This window comes from Hydrogenophaga electricum (assembly GCF_030160815.1).
Classification (GTDB): Bacteria; Pseudomonadota; Gammaproteobacteria; order Burkholderiales; family Burkholderiaceae_C; genus Hydrogenophaga; species Hydrogenophaga electricum.
Genome location: NZ_BSPB01000008.1, coordinates 33547 through 49574, shown reverse-complemented (window position 1 = coordinate 49574; position 16028 = coordinate 33547). Strand labels below are relative to the sequence as shown.

The following is a 16028-nucleotide window of genomic DNA, read 5'->3' as shown; positions in this document are numbered from 1 at the left end:
CCGAACATGAACCCCATCGATGTGCAGGCCTTGGGCAAGGTGGCCGTCCTGCTGGGCGGCCGATCGGCCGAACGGGAGGTCTCGCTGATGTCGGGCGCCGGCGTGTTGGCCGCGCTGAAGGCCAAGGGCGTGGATGCCCACGCCTTCGACCCGGCCGAGCGCGACCTGAGTGAGTTGCGGCGCGACGGCTTTTCGCGCGTCTTCATCGCGCTGCATGGCCGCTTCGGCGAAGACGGCACGGTGCAAGGCGCGCTGGAGTTGCTGGGCATCCCGTACACCGGCCCGGGTGTGATGGCCTCGTCGGTGGCCATGGACAAGCTCATGACCAAGCGCATCTGGATCGCCGAAGGCCTGGCCACGCCGGCCTGGCGGCAGGTGCGCAGCGCGGCGGAAACGCGCGCCGCCTTCGCCGCGCTGGGGGCGCCGATGATCGTCAAGCCGGTGCGCGAAGGCTCCACCATCGGGCTCACCAAGGTCACGACGCTGGAACAGTGCGACGCGGCCTACGCGCTGGCCGCAGGCCTGGACCCGATGGTGATGTGCGAGCAGTTCATCGCTGGCGACGAGGTCACTTGCCCGGTGCTCGGGACGGGCGACGCGGCGCGTGCGCTGCCGGTGATCCGCATCGTGGCGCCCGATGGCAACTACGACTACCAGAACAAGTACTTCACCGACGACACGAAGTACCTCGTGCCCTGCGGCCTGCCCGAGGGCGAGGAGGCCGCGATCCAGGCGCTGGTGCTCCAGGCCTTCCGCACACTCGACTGCCGGGGCTGGGCGCGCGCCGACGTGATGATCGACGCCACCACGCGCAAGCCCTGGTTGCTCGAAATCAACACCTCGCCCGGCATGACCGGGCATTCGCTGGTGCCGATGTCGGCCCGCGCCACGGGCGTGTCCTACGAGGACCTGTGCCTGCAGGTGCTGGCCACCGCCGCGCTGGACAACCCGGCTTCCCTGAAGGCCTGACCCCCGCCATGGCTGCCACCGACCTCGACCTGCCCCTGGACGTCCGGCTGATGGCCGTGGCGACACGCGCCCTGGTGGCGCTGTTCGCCGCGCTGGCCGTGGGCGTGATCGGGCTGTGGGCTGTGCGGCACCCGGCGTGGTCGGTGCAGTCGGTGCTGGTGCAGGGCGACGTGGTGCACCAGAACGCGGTGTCCATCCGTTCGCAACTGGCGGCGCCTTTGCGCAATGCGCTGGCCAGCGGCTTCCTGGCGCTGGACCTGCGCCAGGTGCAGCGGCTGTTCGAATCGGTGCCCTGGGTGCGCAAGGCGGTGGTGCAGCGCGAATTCCCCAACCGCCTGCGTGTGACGATCGAAGAGCACCAGCCGGTGGCGTGGTGGGGCGCCGCCGGCGGCGGTCACCTCGTCAATCACCTGGGCGAAGTGTTCGAGGCCACGCCGGACGAACTGGAGGGGCTGCCGGAGCTGTCGGGGCCGGAGCACCAGTCGGCGCAGGTCTGGGCGCTGTTCCAGCCGCTGAAGGCCGAATTTGCGCGCCACCAGCTGGTGCTGCTGAAGCTGCAGCTCAACGAGCGCGGTGGCTGGCGCGCCGAACTCGAAGGCGGTGCCGTGGTGGAGCTTGGCCGCGGCACGCCCGAAGCCTTGCAGGCGCGTGTCGCCCGGTTCATAGGCTCGCTGGGCCAGATCCAGCAACGCTACCCCGGTCCGCTGCAGTACGCCGACCTGCGCTACCCCAACGGTTACGCCCTGCGTGTGCGCGGCGTGACCACCCTCGTCGAAGCCCCCAACACCCCACCGAAAACCCGGTAATCGAAGCAACGCATCATGGCCAAGGAATACAAGGATCTGGTCGTCGGACTCGACATAGGCACCGCCAAGATCATGGTGGTGGTGGCGGAGGTCCTGCCCCAAGGCGAGCTCAAGCTGGCCGGGTTGGGTGTCGCCCCCAGCCACGGCCTCAAGCGCGGGGTGGTGGTCAACATCGACGCGACCGTGCAGAGCATCCAGCAGGCCCTGAAAGAGGCCGAGCTGATGGCCGACTGCCGCATCGCCCGCGTCTACACCGGCATCACCGGCAGCCACATCCGCGGCATCAACTCCAGCGGGATGGTCGCGATCAAGGACCGCGAGGTCACGCCGGCCGACGTGGCGCGCGTGATCGAGACCGCCAAGGCGATCAACATCTCGACCGATCAGCGCCTGCTGCTGGTGGAGCCGCAGGAGTTCGTGATCGACGGCCAGGAGGTCAAGGAGCCGATCGGCATGAGCGGCATCCGGCTTGAAGCCAAGGTGCACATCGTCACCGGTGCGCAGAGCGCGGCGGAAAACATCATCAAGTGCGTGCGCCGCTGCGGTCTGGAGGTCGACCAGCTCATGCTCAACCCGCTGGCCAGCAGCCAGGCCATCCTGACCGACGACGAGAAGGAGCTGGGCGTGGCGCTGGTGGACATCGGCGCCGGCACCACCGACGTGGCGATCTTCGCGGGCGGCGCGATCCGCCACACGGCGGTGATTCCGATCGCCGGTGACCTGATCACCAGCGACATCGCCATGGCGCTGCGCACACCAACCAAGGACGCCGAGGACATCAAGGTCGAGAGCGGTTGCGCCAAGCAATTGCTGGCCGACCCGGACCAGCAGGTCGAGGTGCCGGGTCTGGGCGATCGCGGCCCGCGCATGCTCAGCCGCCAGGCACTGGCCGGCGTGATCGAACCCCGGGTGGAGGAGATCTTCTCGCTGGTGCAGCAGGTCATCCGCGACTCGGGACACGAAGAGGTGCTGTCCTCGGGCATCGTGCTCACGGGCGGCAGCGCCGTCATGCCCGGCATGGTTGAACTCGGGGAGGACATCTTCCTCAAACCCGTGCGCCGAGGCGTCCCGCAGTACGCCAGCGCCCTGTCGGACATGGTGGCGCAACCCCGCGCGGCCACGGTCATGGGCTTGCTGGAAGAGGCCCGCCAGGCCCGTCTTCGCGGCCACAAGGTGGCGCAGAAGAGCGGCTCCATGCAAGGCGCCTTCGACCGCCTGAAGAACTGGTTTCTGGGGACGTTCTGACATGACCTCGACGCCATCGTCCGCCCCCTGGTCGCCCCGGACCCGCCCGCGATCCCCGTTCCGATGTCGGGACGGCACCGGGCCGCCTAGCTGAACGACCGAATCCCGTTTTCTGCATTTCCCGTCTTACCGTTTTATCTGAATCACCCCGCGCCCCCCAGGCGCAACCCAGGAGGCCAACATGAGCATCGAAATGATCGAAGTCGAAGAATTCCACATGGGCACGCAAATCAAGGTCATTGGCGTCGGCGGCGGCGGCGGCAACGCCGTCGAGCACATGATCATGCGCAACGTGCAGGGGGTGGAGTTCATCTGCGCCAACACCGATGCGCAGGCGCTGGCCCGCAGCTCGGCCACCCGCACCATCCAGCTCGGCAACACCGGCCTGGGCGCTGGCAGCAAGCCCGAAAAAGCCCGTGACGCGGCCGAGGCGGCCGTGGAGGAAATCCGCACCGCCATCGATGGCGCCCACATGCTGTTCATCACGGCCGGCATGGGCGGCGGCACCGGCACCGGCGCCGCTCCGGTGATCGCCCGCGTGGCCAAGGAAATGGGCATCCTGACGGTGGGCGTGGTCACCAAGCCGTTCGACTGGGAGGGCGGGCGCCGCATGGCCAATGCCGACGGCGGCCTGACCGAACTGGAAGCCAACGTCGACTCGCTGATCGTGGTGCTCAACGAGAAGCTGCAGGACGTGCTGGGCGACGACATCACCCAGGACGAAGCCTTTGCCCACGCCAACGACGTGCTGAAGAACGCCGTCGGCGGGATCGCCGAGATCATCAACGAGTACGGCAACGTCAACGTCGACTTCGAAGACGTGCGCACCGTGATGGGCGAGCCCGGCAAGGCCATGATGGGCACCGCCACCGCCGAAGGCCCCGACCGCGCCCGCATCGCCGCCGAGCAGGCCGTGGCCTGCCCGCTGCTGGAAGGCGTGGACCTCTCCGGCGCCAAGGGCGTGCTGGTGCTGGTGACGGCCTCCAAGGGCAGCCTGAAGCTGAAGGAATCGAAGGAAGCGATGAACGCCATCAAGGCCTACGCCGCACCGGACGCCCACGTCATCTACGGTGCCGCCTACGACGAAAGCCTGGGCGACGAGATGCGCGTGACCGTGGTCGCCACCGGCCTGTCGCGCCAGGGCGCTGCCCGCCGCACCGCGCCGCCCCTGCAGGTGCTGCGCACCGGCACCGACAACGTGCCGTTCAACGTGCCCACCGTCAATACCGTGGTCGGCGGCGCCGGCAACGGGGCGGCCACCGGGGCTGCACAACCTGCGTACGACGCCATGGCGGTGCCCAGCGTCTGGCGCACCAACCGCACCCAGGCAGCGGCCAAGGTCGACGCCCTGGCTTCCGGCGGCATGGACGACTTCGAGATCCCGGCTTTCCTGCGCAAGCAGGCCGACTGATTCGGCACGCCCCTGCGCCGCTGACGCGGCTTCCCTCCTCTGTGGCGCGCCTTTGGCGCTTCGAGGGGGGACGGCAGCTGGGCCGGCGGAGCCGGACCCTTGCTGCCCTGGTGTCGGGGGGCTTCGCTCTCCGGAGGCTCGTCAATCGCCGGCATAGCCATTTCCACCGGCAGGAGACGGCAGCCAAACTTAAAATCGCAGGATGCTCGCTCAACGAACGCTCAAATCCCTGACCAAGGCGGTCGGTGTCGGCCTGCATAGCGGCCAGCGGGTGGAGCTGACGCTGCGGCCGGCAGCGCCCGACACCGGCATCGTGTTCCGGCGGGTGGATCTGCCGGAGCCGGTGGAGATCCCGGTGAACGCCGAGGCGGTGACCGATACGCGCCTGGCCTCCACCATCTCCAGCGGCGGCGCCAAGGTGCACACCATCGAGCACCTGATGAGCGCCTGCTGCGGCCTCGGGCTGGACAACCTCTACGTGGACATCACGGCTGAGGAAGTGCCCATTCTCGATGGCTCCTCGGCATCTTTCGTCTACCTGCTGCAAAGCGCGGGCATCGTGGCCCAGAACGCGCCCAAGCGTTTCATCCGCGTCAAGAAACCGGTGGAAGTGCGCGAAGGCGAGGGGCGCCAGCTCAAATGGGCGCGGCTGGAGCCATACCACGGCTTCAAGCTGTCGTTCGAAATCGAGTTCAACCACCCGGCGGTGACGGCCACCGGACAGCGCGTCGAGTTCGACCTCGGCAGCGGCCAGTACGCGCGCGAAATCGCCCGGGCACGCACCTTCGGCTTTACACGCGATGTCGAAATGATGCGCTCGCACGGACTCGCGCTGGGGGGCGGTCTGGACAACGCCATCGTGATGGACGACTACAAGGTGCTCAACAGCGACGGGCTGCGCTACCAGGACGAGTTCGTCAAGCACAAGATCCTCGACGCCATCGGTGACCTGTACGTGGTGGGCCACCCGCTGCTGGCCGCCTACAGCGCCTTCCGGTCGGGCCACGCCATGAACAACCAGTTGCTGCGCGCCTTGCAGGCCCAGCCCGAGGCGTGGGATCTGGTCAGCTTCAGCAGCGAGCGCGAGGCGCCCCAGGGTTTCGCGCAACTGGTGCCGGCCTGGTAAGCCGCCGCCATGCTGCTGTTCCGCTGGACCCTGTTCTTCCTGCTGCTGGCGGCAGGCGTGTGTTTCGCCTTCTACATCGGGACCGGGCAGGCGCGTTACCGGCAGTGGGGGCTGATCGTCCTGAAGTGGACGGTGCTGGCTGCGCTGGGCTTTTTCGGCGTGCTGGTGCTCGAACGCATCGTCTGAAGGCGCGGCGCGGGCCCGCTGCCAGGGATCAGTAGACCCGCCCCGACTTGTACGCCGCGTGGGTTCGTGCCTGCAGCGTGGTCACCCGGTTCATGGCCGCGGTGGTGCGGCTGACCTGGGCGTGGGTGATGCCCAGGCCCAATGCGTCGGCCGCGTCCTTGCCGGGCAGGCCGGGCAACTGCAGCAGGCGGCGCACCATCTCCTGCATCTGCGGCTTGGTGGCGCGGCCGTGGCCGACCACCGCCTTCTTCAGCTGCAGGGCGGTGTATTCGGCCACCGGCAGGCCATTGGCCACCAGCGCGGTCAGGCAGCAGCCACGCGCCTGGCCCAGCAGCAGCGTGGCCTGCGGGTTCACGTTGACGAACACGATTTCGCACACGGCCACGTCGGGCTGGTAGCGGCGCACGACCTCCGTGATGCCGTCAAAGATGGTCTTCAGGCGCTCGGGCAGCAGCGCACCGTCCCGGGGGCTGGTCTGGATGGTGCCGCTGGCCACGTAGCGCAGGGCGGCACCTTCGGTGTCGATGACGCCAAAGCCCGTGCACTGCAGGCCAGGGTCGATGCCGAGAATGCGCATGGTGGGGCCTCAGGGCAGCGTCACCGCGCTCATGCGGGCAACGATGGTGGCGGTGCGGCGGGACAGGTAGGCCGAGCCCGGGCGCTTTTCGAAAAACTTGGGGCTGGGCAGCATGACGGCCAGCCGGGCAGCTTCTGCGGGAGCGAGCTTGGCAGCCGGTTTGTTGAAGTAGCGCTGGGCGGCGGCTTCGGCGCCGAAGACGCCTTCCCCCCACTCCACGCTGTTGAGGTAGATCTCGAGAATGCGCTGCTTGGACAGCAGGGCTTCGAGCATCAGGGTCAGCACCAGCTCCTGGCCTTTGCGCAGCAGGGTGCGCTCGCCCGAAAGCAGCAGGTTCTTGGCCAGTTGCTGGGAGATGGTGGAGCCGCCGATGATGCGGGCCGGGCGCAGCGCTTTGAGGGCCGCTTCGGCGGCTTCGGGCTTGTGGCCCAGCCGGCGCTCGATCTGCTCGGCCTTCTTCTGCACCTGGGCCTGCCGTTTTTCATTGCGGCTCCAGGCCGCTTCGATGGCGCCCCAGTCGACTCCGCCATGGGTCGCGAAACCGTCGTCTTCCGAGGCCATGACCGCGCGCTTGAGGTGGGGGCTGATCTGCTCGTAGTCCACCCACCGGGCCGACCAGGTCCAGCGGGTGTCGCCCGTCAGGCTGGACTGGGCAATGCGCCAGGCCTCCGAGCGCATGAACGCGGTGCTCTGCGGGTCGACCACCAGCATCAGCGCGATGCGCAGCAGGAAGAACAGCTGCAGCGCCACACCGGCCAACAGCAGCCACAAGATCCAGCGTCCCAGGGCTTTCATGCGTCGTCAGGGGCTGGCGCTGAGCTGTGTCTGCAGCGTCTCTTCGCGCGTGAAACGAAAGCGCGAGACCACCACGATCTGGTCGGCGCGTCGGCGCATGCCGTCGGAAAAGCGGCCGAATCCCAGGCTGCGGACGATGGACTGGGCGCGCCGGTCCAGCGTGGGGTTGCCCGACGTTTCCACCACCTCGGTGTCGAGCACCTGGCCGGTGTGGTTGACCGTGATGATCATGGTCAACGCGCCGTAGAGCTTGCGCCCACCGGCTTCCGGGAAGTTGCTGGTGCCGCGCTCCTCGATCTTGCGCCGCAGTTCGTCGTAGTAGACGGCGTAGATCTCTTCGCGGGTGGCCGGGCTGATGTAGCGCTTGCGCGGCCGCGCGTTTTCCTCGTTGATGCGGCGCTCGATCTCGCCCAGGATCTTGAGCAAGGCCTTGCGCTTTTCTTCGCGCTCGATGGTGTCGGGGCTGGGATTGACCGCCTGCAGATCGGGTGGAGGCATCGAAGCCAGGGCCTTGCGCACCTGGGTGAGCAACTGGTTCTGCTGCTGTTTGAGGGCCTCGATCCGGCGCTCTTCGTCTTCGGCCGCATCGCCCACGCGGGTCTGGCCCGAATAGGGCAGGAAGGTGGTGGCGCGGGTCTGGCGTTCTGCCTCGCCACCGCCAGCCAGCGTGGCCTGGGCGATGGCGGCCGCCTTGTCCGGTCGCTCTTCGCTGCGGGCGTTGACCAGGATCACTTCCAGCGGCGTGTCCTTGAAGGCCCGGTTGAAACTTTCCGGGTCGACAAAGCGCACCGTCAGCAGGGCGGCATGCGCGAGCACCGAGACCGCCAGGGCGATCTGCAGGGTGCTGAGCTGCTTGACGAAGGCCAGGAAGGATTTCACGCCGGCATTATCCCTGCTGGTGTCAGCCGGCCCCGTTGGCGGCGGGCCCTTCAGGGGCTTCGTTCACGTCGATCGCCAGGGCCAGTGGCGCAGCCGCCAGCGCATCGTCGTCGCTGCCTTCATCTTCGCCGGCCTCGGCGGCCGGGTCGGTGGCGAGATCGAGGCGTTCGATGACGGTGCCCGAGACTTCCAGGCTGATCTCGTCGACGGCACCCAGGCGCACCCGCACCTGCGCACCGCGCGGCAGCCCTTCGGCGCCCAGCACCGGCAACACCAGGGGCAGCGTGTCGGCGCGCACCAGGTTGTCCTTGATCAGCGTGGCGGTCAGTTCGGTGATGCCGGCCTGCTGCAGGTGGCGCAGCGTCCAGAAGCGTTCCATCCCGTTCTGGAAACCGTTGTAGGCGGTGTAGGCGGCGTCGAAGGCACTGATCACCGCCATCAGGTTGGCGTCCTTGGGCTTGAACGGGGCCACCAGCGCGGCTGTCGCGCCGTGGCGCGCGCAGGCAATGATCTGCCACTGGTTGACCAGATCGACATAGCGGCGCAGCGGCGAGGTGCTCCAGGCGTAGGCGGGCACGCCGATGCCGGCGTGTGGCAGGGCTTTGGTGCCCATGCGGACCTTGATTCCCGGGGCCATGCTGGCCTGGCTGCGGTAGATGCCGGGCACGCCGCAGCCGGCCAGCCACTGGCCCCAGGTGCTGTTGGCGACGATCATGGCTTCGGCGACCATCAGGTCCAGCGGGGCGCCGCGCGAGCGGGTGCCGATAAGCACGGTTTCGCTGCCATCGGGCTCGTCGCCGCTGCCGCCTTCCAGCCGGAAGGTATAGTCCGGGCGGGTGAAGTTTTCCGGCTTGCCGCGCACCACTTCGCGCTGGGCCTTGAGGTGCCGGGCCAGGCGCCAGAGGAAGGCCAGTTGCGGGTGCAGCGCCGCGATCTCGGCCGGGGCGGCGTCGGCAGCGGTTTCGCCATCGAGCCAGGCCGGGGTGATCACGCTGTCGAGCCGGTCGTGGCGCAGGTTGTGGGCGATGGGCACGCGCTCCAGCACTGTGCGGCTGCCGGTTGCGGTCAGGGTGGCTTCGTCGTAAGTCACGTAGAGCGACACCGCCGGACAGTCGCGGCCCGCTTCCAGGGTATAGGCCTGCACCACCGCGTCGGGCAGCATGGTGATCTTGTGGCCCGGCATGTAGACGGTGGACAGGCGCGCGCGGGCGACCTGGTCGACCGCGCTGTCCGGCGCGATGGCCAGGCCCGGCGCGGCGATGTGGATACCCAGGGTCACGCTGCCGGTGCCCAGGCCCTGCAGCGAGAGTGCGTCGTCGATTTCGGTGGTGTGCGAGTCGTCGATCGAGAAGGCCTGCACGGGCGCTACCGGCAGTTCGTCGCCGATGGCCGGGGCTTCGAGCGCGGGAAAGCCCGTGCCCTTGGGGAACTGATCGAACAGGAAGCGCTGCCAGTGGAACTGGTAGGCGCTGGTGATGGCGCCGGCCTTCTGCAGCAGCGCCAGCGGATTGAGGTGGCTGCTGCGGGCGGCTTCGACCACGGCCTTGTACTCGGGCGCGTTCTTGTCGGGCCGGAACAGGATCTTGTAGAGCTGCTGGCGAACGGGTTCGGGGCACTGGCCCGCCACGAGGTCGGCGGACCAGGCATCGATCTGTGCCTGGATCTGCTTCTTTTTCTCGATCGCCGCCAGTGCTTGCGCCACGATTTCCGGCGGTGCTTTCTTGAAGCGGCCTTTGCCGGCACGCCGGAAGTAGTGCGGCGCGCCCTGCAGGCAGATCAGCGCCGCGACCTGCTGGGCCACGGTGGGCGGGTCGCTGAAATAGTCGGCCGCGAGATCGGCGAAGCCGAATTCTTCTTCGGGGGCGAACTCGTGGGCCAGCGCCAGGTCCATGGTGGCGGCCAGCGTCTGCGCCTCGGGCAGCAACGCAGCGGGGGCGGGTTTGTCAAAACGCAGCAGCGTGTTGGCCAGCTTGACCTTCACGCGCTTGCCCGAGTCAAGCTCGATCTGCAGCGAGCTTTCGGCTTCGGACATCAGGCGGCCGGTCAGCAGCTTGCCGGCTTCATCGAACAGGATAAACATGGGCCGGATTGTCCCACGCGCCCGCCTGGCGCTGGGGGCGGGGACCCCGTTTCAGGCCAGATGCAAAAAATCGAAGACGGCGTCGATGTGGTGATCGAAATCGCTCAGAGCGTGGTCGCTGCCGTCGAGCAGGCGGATCTGGCCACCAGCGCAGAAGGCCTGCATCTCGCGCCAGTCCAGCAGTTCGTCGCCCTGGGCCACGATGGCGAGCTGGCTGGCCGGGGTGGTGGCGTGTTCGGCGGTCAGGCGCTGGATGTCGGTTTCCAAGGTGCGCAGTTCATCGACGAAGGCGGGCGCGAAATAGAAGCGCTGTGCCGGGTCGTGCCAGGCGGTCTGTTCACCGATATGGCGGGCCAGGTCGCGGGCCGGGAACGCGGCGGGGTTGAGCAGCACCGTGCGGGCGCAACCGGTCTGCAGCGCCAGCCAGCGGGCGTAGAAGCCGCCCAGCGACGACCCGATCACCGCCATGCGCGCCCGGGGCCAGTTTGCGGTCGCCTGCCGGATCTGCGCGGCCGCCAGCGCGGGCGAAGGGGGCAACTGCGGGCACCACCATGTGACCGACGGATGGCGATCGGCCACCCGGTCGGCGACCCTGAGGGCCTTCATGGACTGCGGCGATGAGCGGAAGCCGTGCAGGTAGATGAGGTGGGTGACGGCGGGCGTGGGTGGAGCGGGAACAGCCATGGGGCGAAGGATAATCGGCACATGGCCGCCGTGTTCGACAAACCCTCCCTGCTGCAGCGCATCGCCCCGATCTTCCAGGGTTTCGATGGCCTGCTGGCGCTGGCCATCATCCTGCTGGCCGGTACCGGCCTGCTGGCCATGTATTCGGTGGGTTTCGACCACGGCACCCGTTTTTCCATGCACGCACGCAACATGCTGTTGGCGCTGGGGGTGCTGTTCGTGCTGGCGCAGATCCCGCCGCAGCGCCTGATGGCGTTTGCCATGCCGCTGTACCTGCTGGGCGTGGTGCTGCTGCTGGGCGTGGAGTTTTTTGGCATCACCAAAAAAGGTGCCACGCGCTGGATCAACCTGGGCATCGTGATTCAGCCGAGCGAGATCATGAAGATCGCCATGCCCATGATGCTGGCCTGGTGGTTTCAGCGTCGCGAAGGCCAGCTCAAGCCGCTGGATTTCCTGGTCGCGGCAGCGATCCTGGGTGGGCCGGCGGCGCTGATCCTGAAGCAGCCCGATCTGGGCACCACGCTGCTGGTGCTGGCCTCGGGCCTGTTCGTCATCTACCTGGCCGGCCTGAGCTGGAAGCTCATCATTCCGCCGGTGCTGCTGGGCGTGATAGGCGTGGTCGCGCTCGTGGTCATGGAGCCCACGCTGTGCCAGCCCGGCGTGGACTGGAAGGTGCTGCACGAGTACCAGCGCCAGCGCGTGTGCACGCTGCTTGACCCGTCCAAGGACCCGCTGGGCAAGGGCTTTCACATCATCCAGGGCATGATCGCCATTGGCTCGGGCGGCGTCTGGGGAAAGGGCTTCATGCAGGGCACGCAGACGCACCTGGAGTTCATCCCCGAACGCACCACCGATTTCATCTACGCCGCGTATTCGGAAGAATTCGGCCTCGTGGGCGTGCTGCTGCTCATGGCCGGCTTCATCTTCCTGGTGTTCCGCGGGCTGGTGATCGCGATGGACGCGCCCACGCTGTTTTCGCGCCTGCTGGCCGGGGCGCTGTCGCTCAACGTCTTCGTCTACGCCTTCGTCAACATGGGCATGGTCAGCGGCGTGCTGCCGGTGGTGGGCGTGCCGCTGCCTTTCATCAGCTACGGCGGCACGGCCATGGTCACTCTGGGCGTGGCGCTGGGCATGCTGATGGCGATCGCCAAGTCCAAGCGGTTGATGCAGTCTTGACCCTGCCGGCGGCGCGGCCGCCAGCGGCTCCCTAAAATGGGGCCATGATTGCCCGCGAACCCACCCTGGCCCGCCTGGCCACCGCCGAATCCCTGTTGCTGCAGCCTTCGGGGCTGACGCCCGCCCATCTGCAAAAAGCGCTGGGCGAGATCATGTCGCACGGCGTGGACGATGCCGACCTGTATTTTCAGACCACCCGCCACGAAGGCTGGAGTCTGGAGGAGGGCATCGTCAAGACCGGCAGCTTCAGCATCGACCAGGGGGTGGGCGTGCGCGCGGTCAGCGGGGAAAAAACCGCTTTTGCCTATTCCGACGACCTGTCTTGGGATGCGCTGATCGACGCCGCGCACACCGTGCGCTCCATTTCCGGGCAGGGGCAGAGCCGCCGGGTGCGCGCCCGTGCCGCCAAGATTTCGAAGTCGCGCTCGCTGTACCCGGAGCTGGACCCCATCGGCACGCTCGACAGCCAGGCCAAGATCGCGCTGCTGGAACAGGTCGAGCGGCTGGCCAAGGCCCGCGATCCGCGCGTGGTGCAGGTCATGGCCGGTCTGGCGGCGGAGCACGACGTGGTGCTGGTCGCGCGAGCCGACGGCACGCTGGCGGCCGATGTGCGACCGCTGGTGCGCCTGTCCGTGACGGTGATCGTCGAGCAGAAGGGCCGGCGCGAAGTGGGCTCCTCCGGTGGTGGCGGCCGCTTCGGACTGGCCTACTTCGACGAGGCCACGGTCGGCACCTATGTCGACGAGGCCGTGAGCGCCGCGCTGACCAACCTTGAGGCCCGGCCTGCGCCGGCCGGTGAAATGACGGTGGTGCTCGGTCCCGGCTGGCCGGGCGTGCTGCTGCACGAAGCGGTGGGCCATGGCCTGGAAGGCGACTTCAACCGCAAGGGCTCGAGCGCGTTTGCCGGGCGCATCGGCCAGCGGGTTGCCGCCAAGGGCGTGACGGTGCTGGACGACGGCACCATCGCCGACCGCCGGGGCTCGCTCAACGTCGACGACGAGGGCCAGGCGACACAGAAAAACGTGCTGATCGAGGATGGCATCCTCAAGGGCTACATCCAGGACGCGATGAACGCCCGCCTGATGGGCGTCAAACCCACCGGCAACGGCCGCCGCGAGAGCTATGCGCACGTGCCGATGCCGCGCATGACCAATACCTACATGCTGGGCGGCGATCGCAACCCCGAGGAAATCGTCGCCTCCATCAAACGCGGCCTGTATGCCACCAACTTCGGTGGCGGGCAGGTCGACATCACCAGCGGCAAGTTCGTGTTCTCGGCCAGCCAAGCCTACTGGGTGGAAAACGGCCAGATCCAGTACCCGGTGAAGGGCGCGACCATCATTGGCAACGGCCCCGATGCGCTGACCCGCGTGAGCATGATCGGCAACGACCTGCGCCTGGACAGCGGCGTCGGCACCTGCGGCAAGGAAGGCCAGAGCGTGCCCGTGGGGGTGGGGCAACCCACGCTGCGCATCGACGGGCTGACGGTCGGCGGCACGGTGTGAGCCCGGCGCTGTCCTGTTATGTTGATCGGCGCAGGAGCCGTTTTGTGCTACATTCTTTCGCCATGCAAGCGCGTCAAGCCTTTTTCTTCGGCTTTTACTTTTGGTTCTCTGTCCCCGGCGGACGAGAGGCCTCGGTGTAAGCGCGCAGCAGAACCGAATCCCCCAAACCGCCGGGCCCGCAGCCCGGCGGTTTTTTTTTGCCCCCTTTCTTTTCCATCTCGCGAGGAGCTCATCGATGAACGCCAAAGCCACCACCGCCAGCGATGCTTGGTACGTCCGGCCTGCCGACAAGACCAGCCAGACCGACGACCAGCGCATCAAGGACATCACCGTGCTCCCGCCTCCCGAACATCTCATCCGCTTCTTCCCGATTGCCGGGACCCCGGTGGAAAAACTGATCAAGCAGACCCGCCAGCGCATCCATGACATCCTGCATGGCAAGGACGACCGGCTGCTCGTGGTGATCGGGCCCTGCTCCATCCACGACCCGGCGGCCGCACTCGACTACGCGCGGCGCCTGAAGCCGCTGCGCGAGCGGTATGCCGACACGCTGGAAATCGTGATGCGGGTCTACTTCGAAAAGCCGCGCACCACCGTCGGCTGGAAGGGGCTGATCAACGACCCGTACCTCGACGAGAGCTACCGCATCGACGAGGGGCTGCGCATCGCGCGCCAGTTGCTGATCGAGATCAACCGCCAGGGCCTGCCGGCCGGCTCCGAGTTTCTGGATGTGATCAGCCCGCAGTACATCGGGGATTTGATCGCCTGGGGCGCCATCGGGGCGCGCACCACCGAAAGCCAGGTGCACCGCGAACTGGCCTCGGGCCTGTCGGCGCCCATCGGCTTCAAGAACGGCACCGACGGCAACATCAAGATCGCCACCGACGCCATCCAGGCGGCTGCGCGCGGTCACCACTTCCTGTCGGTGCACAAGAACGGCCAGGTGGCCATCGTGCAGACCCATGGGAACAAAGACTGTCACGTCATCCTGCGCGGGGGCAAGGCACCCAATTACGACGCCGGCAGCGTGGCGGCGGCGGTCAAAGAGCTCGAAGCGGCCAAGCTCACGCCGCGCCTGATGGTCGATTGCAGTCACGCCAACAGCAGCAAGCAGCATGAAAAGCAGCTCGATGTGGCGCGCGACATCGGGGCACAGATTGCGGGCGGATCGACCAGCGTCTTCGGGGTCATGATCGAGAGCCACATCGAGGCCGGCGCCCAGAAATTCACGCCGGGCAAGGACGCCGTGGACGGGCTGGTGTACGGCCAGAGCATCACCGATGCCTGCCTGGGCTGGGACGATTCGCTGCAGGCGCTCGAAGAGCTGGCGCAGGCGGTTAGCCGCCGCCGGGGCTGATCGGCCCCTTTTTAAGGCTCCTGTTCGTGCAATGTGTCTCGCACCCGGAGGCCGAACCCGTTGAGACGGGCCGGGAGCACCGCTATGCTGGGGTGCCACAAGCCACGTGATCGCGACAGGGGCATGGTGCCTTGCGAGGCGGGCGAAGAGGAGTCGGTGTGGAGCAGCCGGTATTGCGTCTGGGGTTGTTGGGGTTTGACCCCGCGGCACAGGCACGGCTGACGGCATGGGTGGCGCAGGTGCAGCCAGGCTGGCCGGCCTGGCTGTGTGGCGATCCGCACAGGGCAGACGCCTGGATGATCCGGGGAGGTGCCGTGGCGGTGCACGGGCGGGACGGTGTCGTCATCCACCACCCGTTCGGCAGCGGCGAGCGGTGGTTGCTCAACCGGGCCGAGGTGGATCGGCCGCTGGCCTTTGCCTGCCCGCTGCCGGTGGGCTTTGCCTCCGCCGAGTTCTTCGAGGCCGATGACGAAGCCGCCGTGCGTCAGCGTCTGCAGCGGTTCGAAGCCTGGTTGCGTCCGCTGCGCAGCCAGTTTGCGCTGGGGGGCGAAGTGGTGCGCCGCATGGGCGCCCACAAAGGGGCGGTGGTGCATCTGCTGCATGAGGAGCGCCTGCTGGCCGTGATCGATTTCCGGCGCTGGCAAGCGGGCCTGCTGGTGCCGGCACGTCCGGTGGACTTGGCCATGGCGCAGTGGGTTCGCCAGGCGCCGGGCAGTCCGGTCGAGATTCCGCCGGCCTTCATCCGGTTGCCGCTACAGCGGGTCATGTGGACCTATGCCGTGCGCACGCGGCTCGATATCCTGCCGCCGCGTTACCGGGACCGGCGGATCTACCTGCGCCGTGTGCCCCTCATGCCGGTGCGCTGGTTCGATGAACTGCATCTGGCACTGATGCGCGCCCTGCTGGCGGCGCCAGACACCCTGGATGCCTTGCGCCAGCGGGTGGACGCGCCCTTGTCGTCGGTAGCGCACCATCTGGCCGCGCTCTATTACGCCGGTGCGCTGACCACCGACAGCGACAGCGCCCGGCGGGCCGAGTTGCAGGCCCGGGAGGCCGTGGCGCAACTGACTCCAGGTGCCGAGGGCGCGCTGGCGGCGCCCTCGGCGCGGTCAGCGCCTGCCGGGTCGACCCTGCCACTTTACGATGCCGTGCATTCGCCGCTGCGCCGGCCCCTGGATCCGCCGCCGGCTTGAGCCGCTCCCTGATGGGGGTTCTGTCATGGAGCGGCTGGG

Annotated in this window: 15 protein-coding genes; 10 read left to right on the top strand and 5 right to left on the bottom strand. The window is 67.8% G+C overall.

What is annotated here, in order from left to right; all coding sequences use genetic code 11:
* The first annotated feature begins 6 nt into the window (after nucleotides 1-6).
* From QQK43_RS07330 to QQK43_RS07305, 6 genes are all read left to right on the top strand, one after another.
* Nucleotides 7-969 carry a D-alanine--D-alanine ligase gene (locus tag QQK43_RS07330; RefSeq protein WP_234265618.1) on the top strand — a complete coding sequence of 321 codons (963 nt, stop codon included), beginning with the start codon at nucleotides 7-9 and terminating at the stop codon, nucleotides 967-969.
* Between the two features lie 8 nt (nucleotides 970-977).
* The gene (locus QQK43_RS07325; RefSeq protein WP_284307228.1) at nucleotides 978-1775 is read left to right on the top strand and encodes a cell division protein FtsQ/DivIB; all 798 of its coding nucleotides are present in this window, start codon (nucleotides 978-980) and stop codon (nucleotides 1773-1775) included.
* Nucleotides 1776-1790: 15 nt separating this feature from the next.
* The gene (ftsA, locus tag QQK43_RS07320; RefSeq protein WP_284307227.1) at nucleotides 1791-3020 is read left to right on the top strand and encodes a cell division protein FtsA; all 1230 of its coding nucleotides are present in this window, start codon (nucleotides 1791-1793) and stop codon (nucleotides 3018-3020) included.
* Nucleotides 3021-3201: 181 nt separating this feature from the next.
* Nucleotides 3202-4431 carry a cell division protein FtsZ gene (gene ftsZ / locus QQK43_RS07315; protein WP_234265615.1) on the top strand — a complete coding sequence of 410 codons (1230 nt, stop codon included), beginning with the start codon at nucleotides 3202-3204 and terminating at the stop codon, nucleotides 4429-4431.
* Nucleotides 4432-4633: 202 nt separating this feature from the next.
* The gene (gene lpxC, locus QQK43_RS07310) at nucleotides 4634-5557 is read left to right on the top strand and encodes a UDP-3-O-acyl-N-acetylglucosamine deacetylase (RefSeq protein WP_284307226.1); all 924 of its coding nucleotides are present in this window, start codon (nucleotides 4634-4636) and stop codon (nucleotides 5555-5557) included.
* A gap of 9 nt (nucleotides 5558-5566) precedes the next feature.
* Nucleotides 5567-5743 (top strand): hypothetical protein, encoded by a 177-nt coding sequence (locus tag QQK43_RS07305; RefSeq protein ID WP_234265613.1) that lies wholly within the window; start codon nucleotides 5567-5569, stop codon nucleotides 5741-5743.
* Between the two features lie 28 nt (nucleotides 5744-5771).
* On the opposite strand, the gene ruvC is transcribed toward QQK43_RS07305, so the two are convergent.
* From ruvC to QQK43_RS07280, 5 genes are read right to left on the bottom strand one after another with little or no spacing between them, the layout of a single operon-like run.
* A complete protein-coding gene (gene ruvC, locus QQK43_RS07300) occupies nucleotides 5772-6320 on the bottom strand; it encodes a crossover junction endodeoxyribonuclease RuvC (protein WP_234265612.1) in 549 nt (182 codons plus the stop codon).
* A gap of 9 nt (nucleotides 6321-6329) precedes the next feature.
* Nucleotides 6330-7115: a transglycosylase domain-containing protein gene (locus QQK43_RS07295; RefSeq protein WP_284307225.1), complete on the bottom strand. Its 786-nt coding sequence runs from the start codon at nucleotides 7113-7115 to the stop codon at nucleotides 6330-6332.
* 6 nt (nucleotides 7116-7121) lie between these two features.
* Nucleotides 7122-7994 (bottom strand): energy transducer TonB, encoded by an 873-nt coding sequence (locus QQK43_RS07290; protein WP_284307224.1) that lies wholly within the window; start codon nucleotides 7992-7994, stop codon nucleotides 7122-7124.
* 22 nt (nucleotides 7995-8016) lie between these two features.
* On the bottom strand, nucleotides 8017-10074 hold the full coding sequence (locus tag QQK43_RS07285; protein WP_284307223.1) for a ribonuclease catalytic domain-containing protein: 2058 nt from the start codon (nucleotides 10072-10074) through the stop codon (nucleotides 8017-8019).
* A 51-nt stretch (nucleotides 10075-10125) separates the two neighbouring features.
* A complete protein-coding gene (locus QQK43_RS07280) occupies nucleotides 10126-10758 on the bottom strand; it encodes a YqiA/YcfP family alpha/beta fold hydrolase (RefSeq protein WP_284307222.1) in 633 nt (210 codons plus the stop codon).
* Between the two features lie 21 nt (nucleotides 10759-10779).
* On the opposite strand from QQK43_RS07280, the gene rodA reads away from it, so the two are divergent.
* The 4 genes from rodA (at nucleotide 10780) to QQK43_RS07260 (ending at nucleotide 15989) form a co-directional block, all read left to right on the top strand.
* Entirely contained in the window at nucleotides 10780-11934 is a 1155-nt protein-coding gene (gene rodA / locus QQK43_RS07275; RefSeq protein ID WP_234265606.1) for a rod shape-determining protein RodA, read from the top strand.
* 44 nt (nucleotides 11935-11978) lie between these two features.
* Nucleotides 11979-13439, top strand: coding sequence for a metalloprotease TldD (gene tldD / locus QQK43_RS07270; protein ID WP_284307220.1), 1461 nt, complete (start codon nucleotides 11979-11981; stop codon nucleotides 13437-13439).
* Nucleotides 13440-13674: 235 nt separating this feature from the next.
* Entirely contained in the window at nucleotides 13675-14796 is a 1122-nt protein-coding gene (locus tag QQK43_RS07265; protein ID WP_284307219.1) for a 3-deoxy-7-phosphoheptulonate synthase, read from the top strand.
* Between the two features lie 158 nt (nucleotides 14797-14954).
* Nucleotides 14955-15989, top strand: coding sequence for a hypothetical protein (locus QQK43_RS07260; RefSeq protein WP_284307218.1), 1035 nt, complete (start codon nucleotides 14955-14957; stop codon nucleotides 15987-15989).
* Nucleotides 15990-16028: the final 39 nt, after the last annotated feature.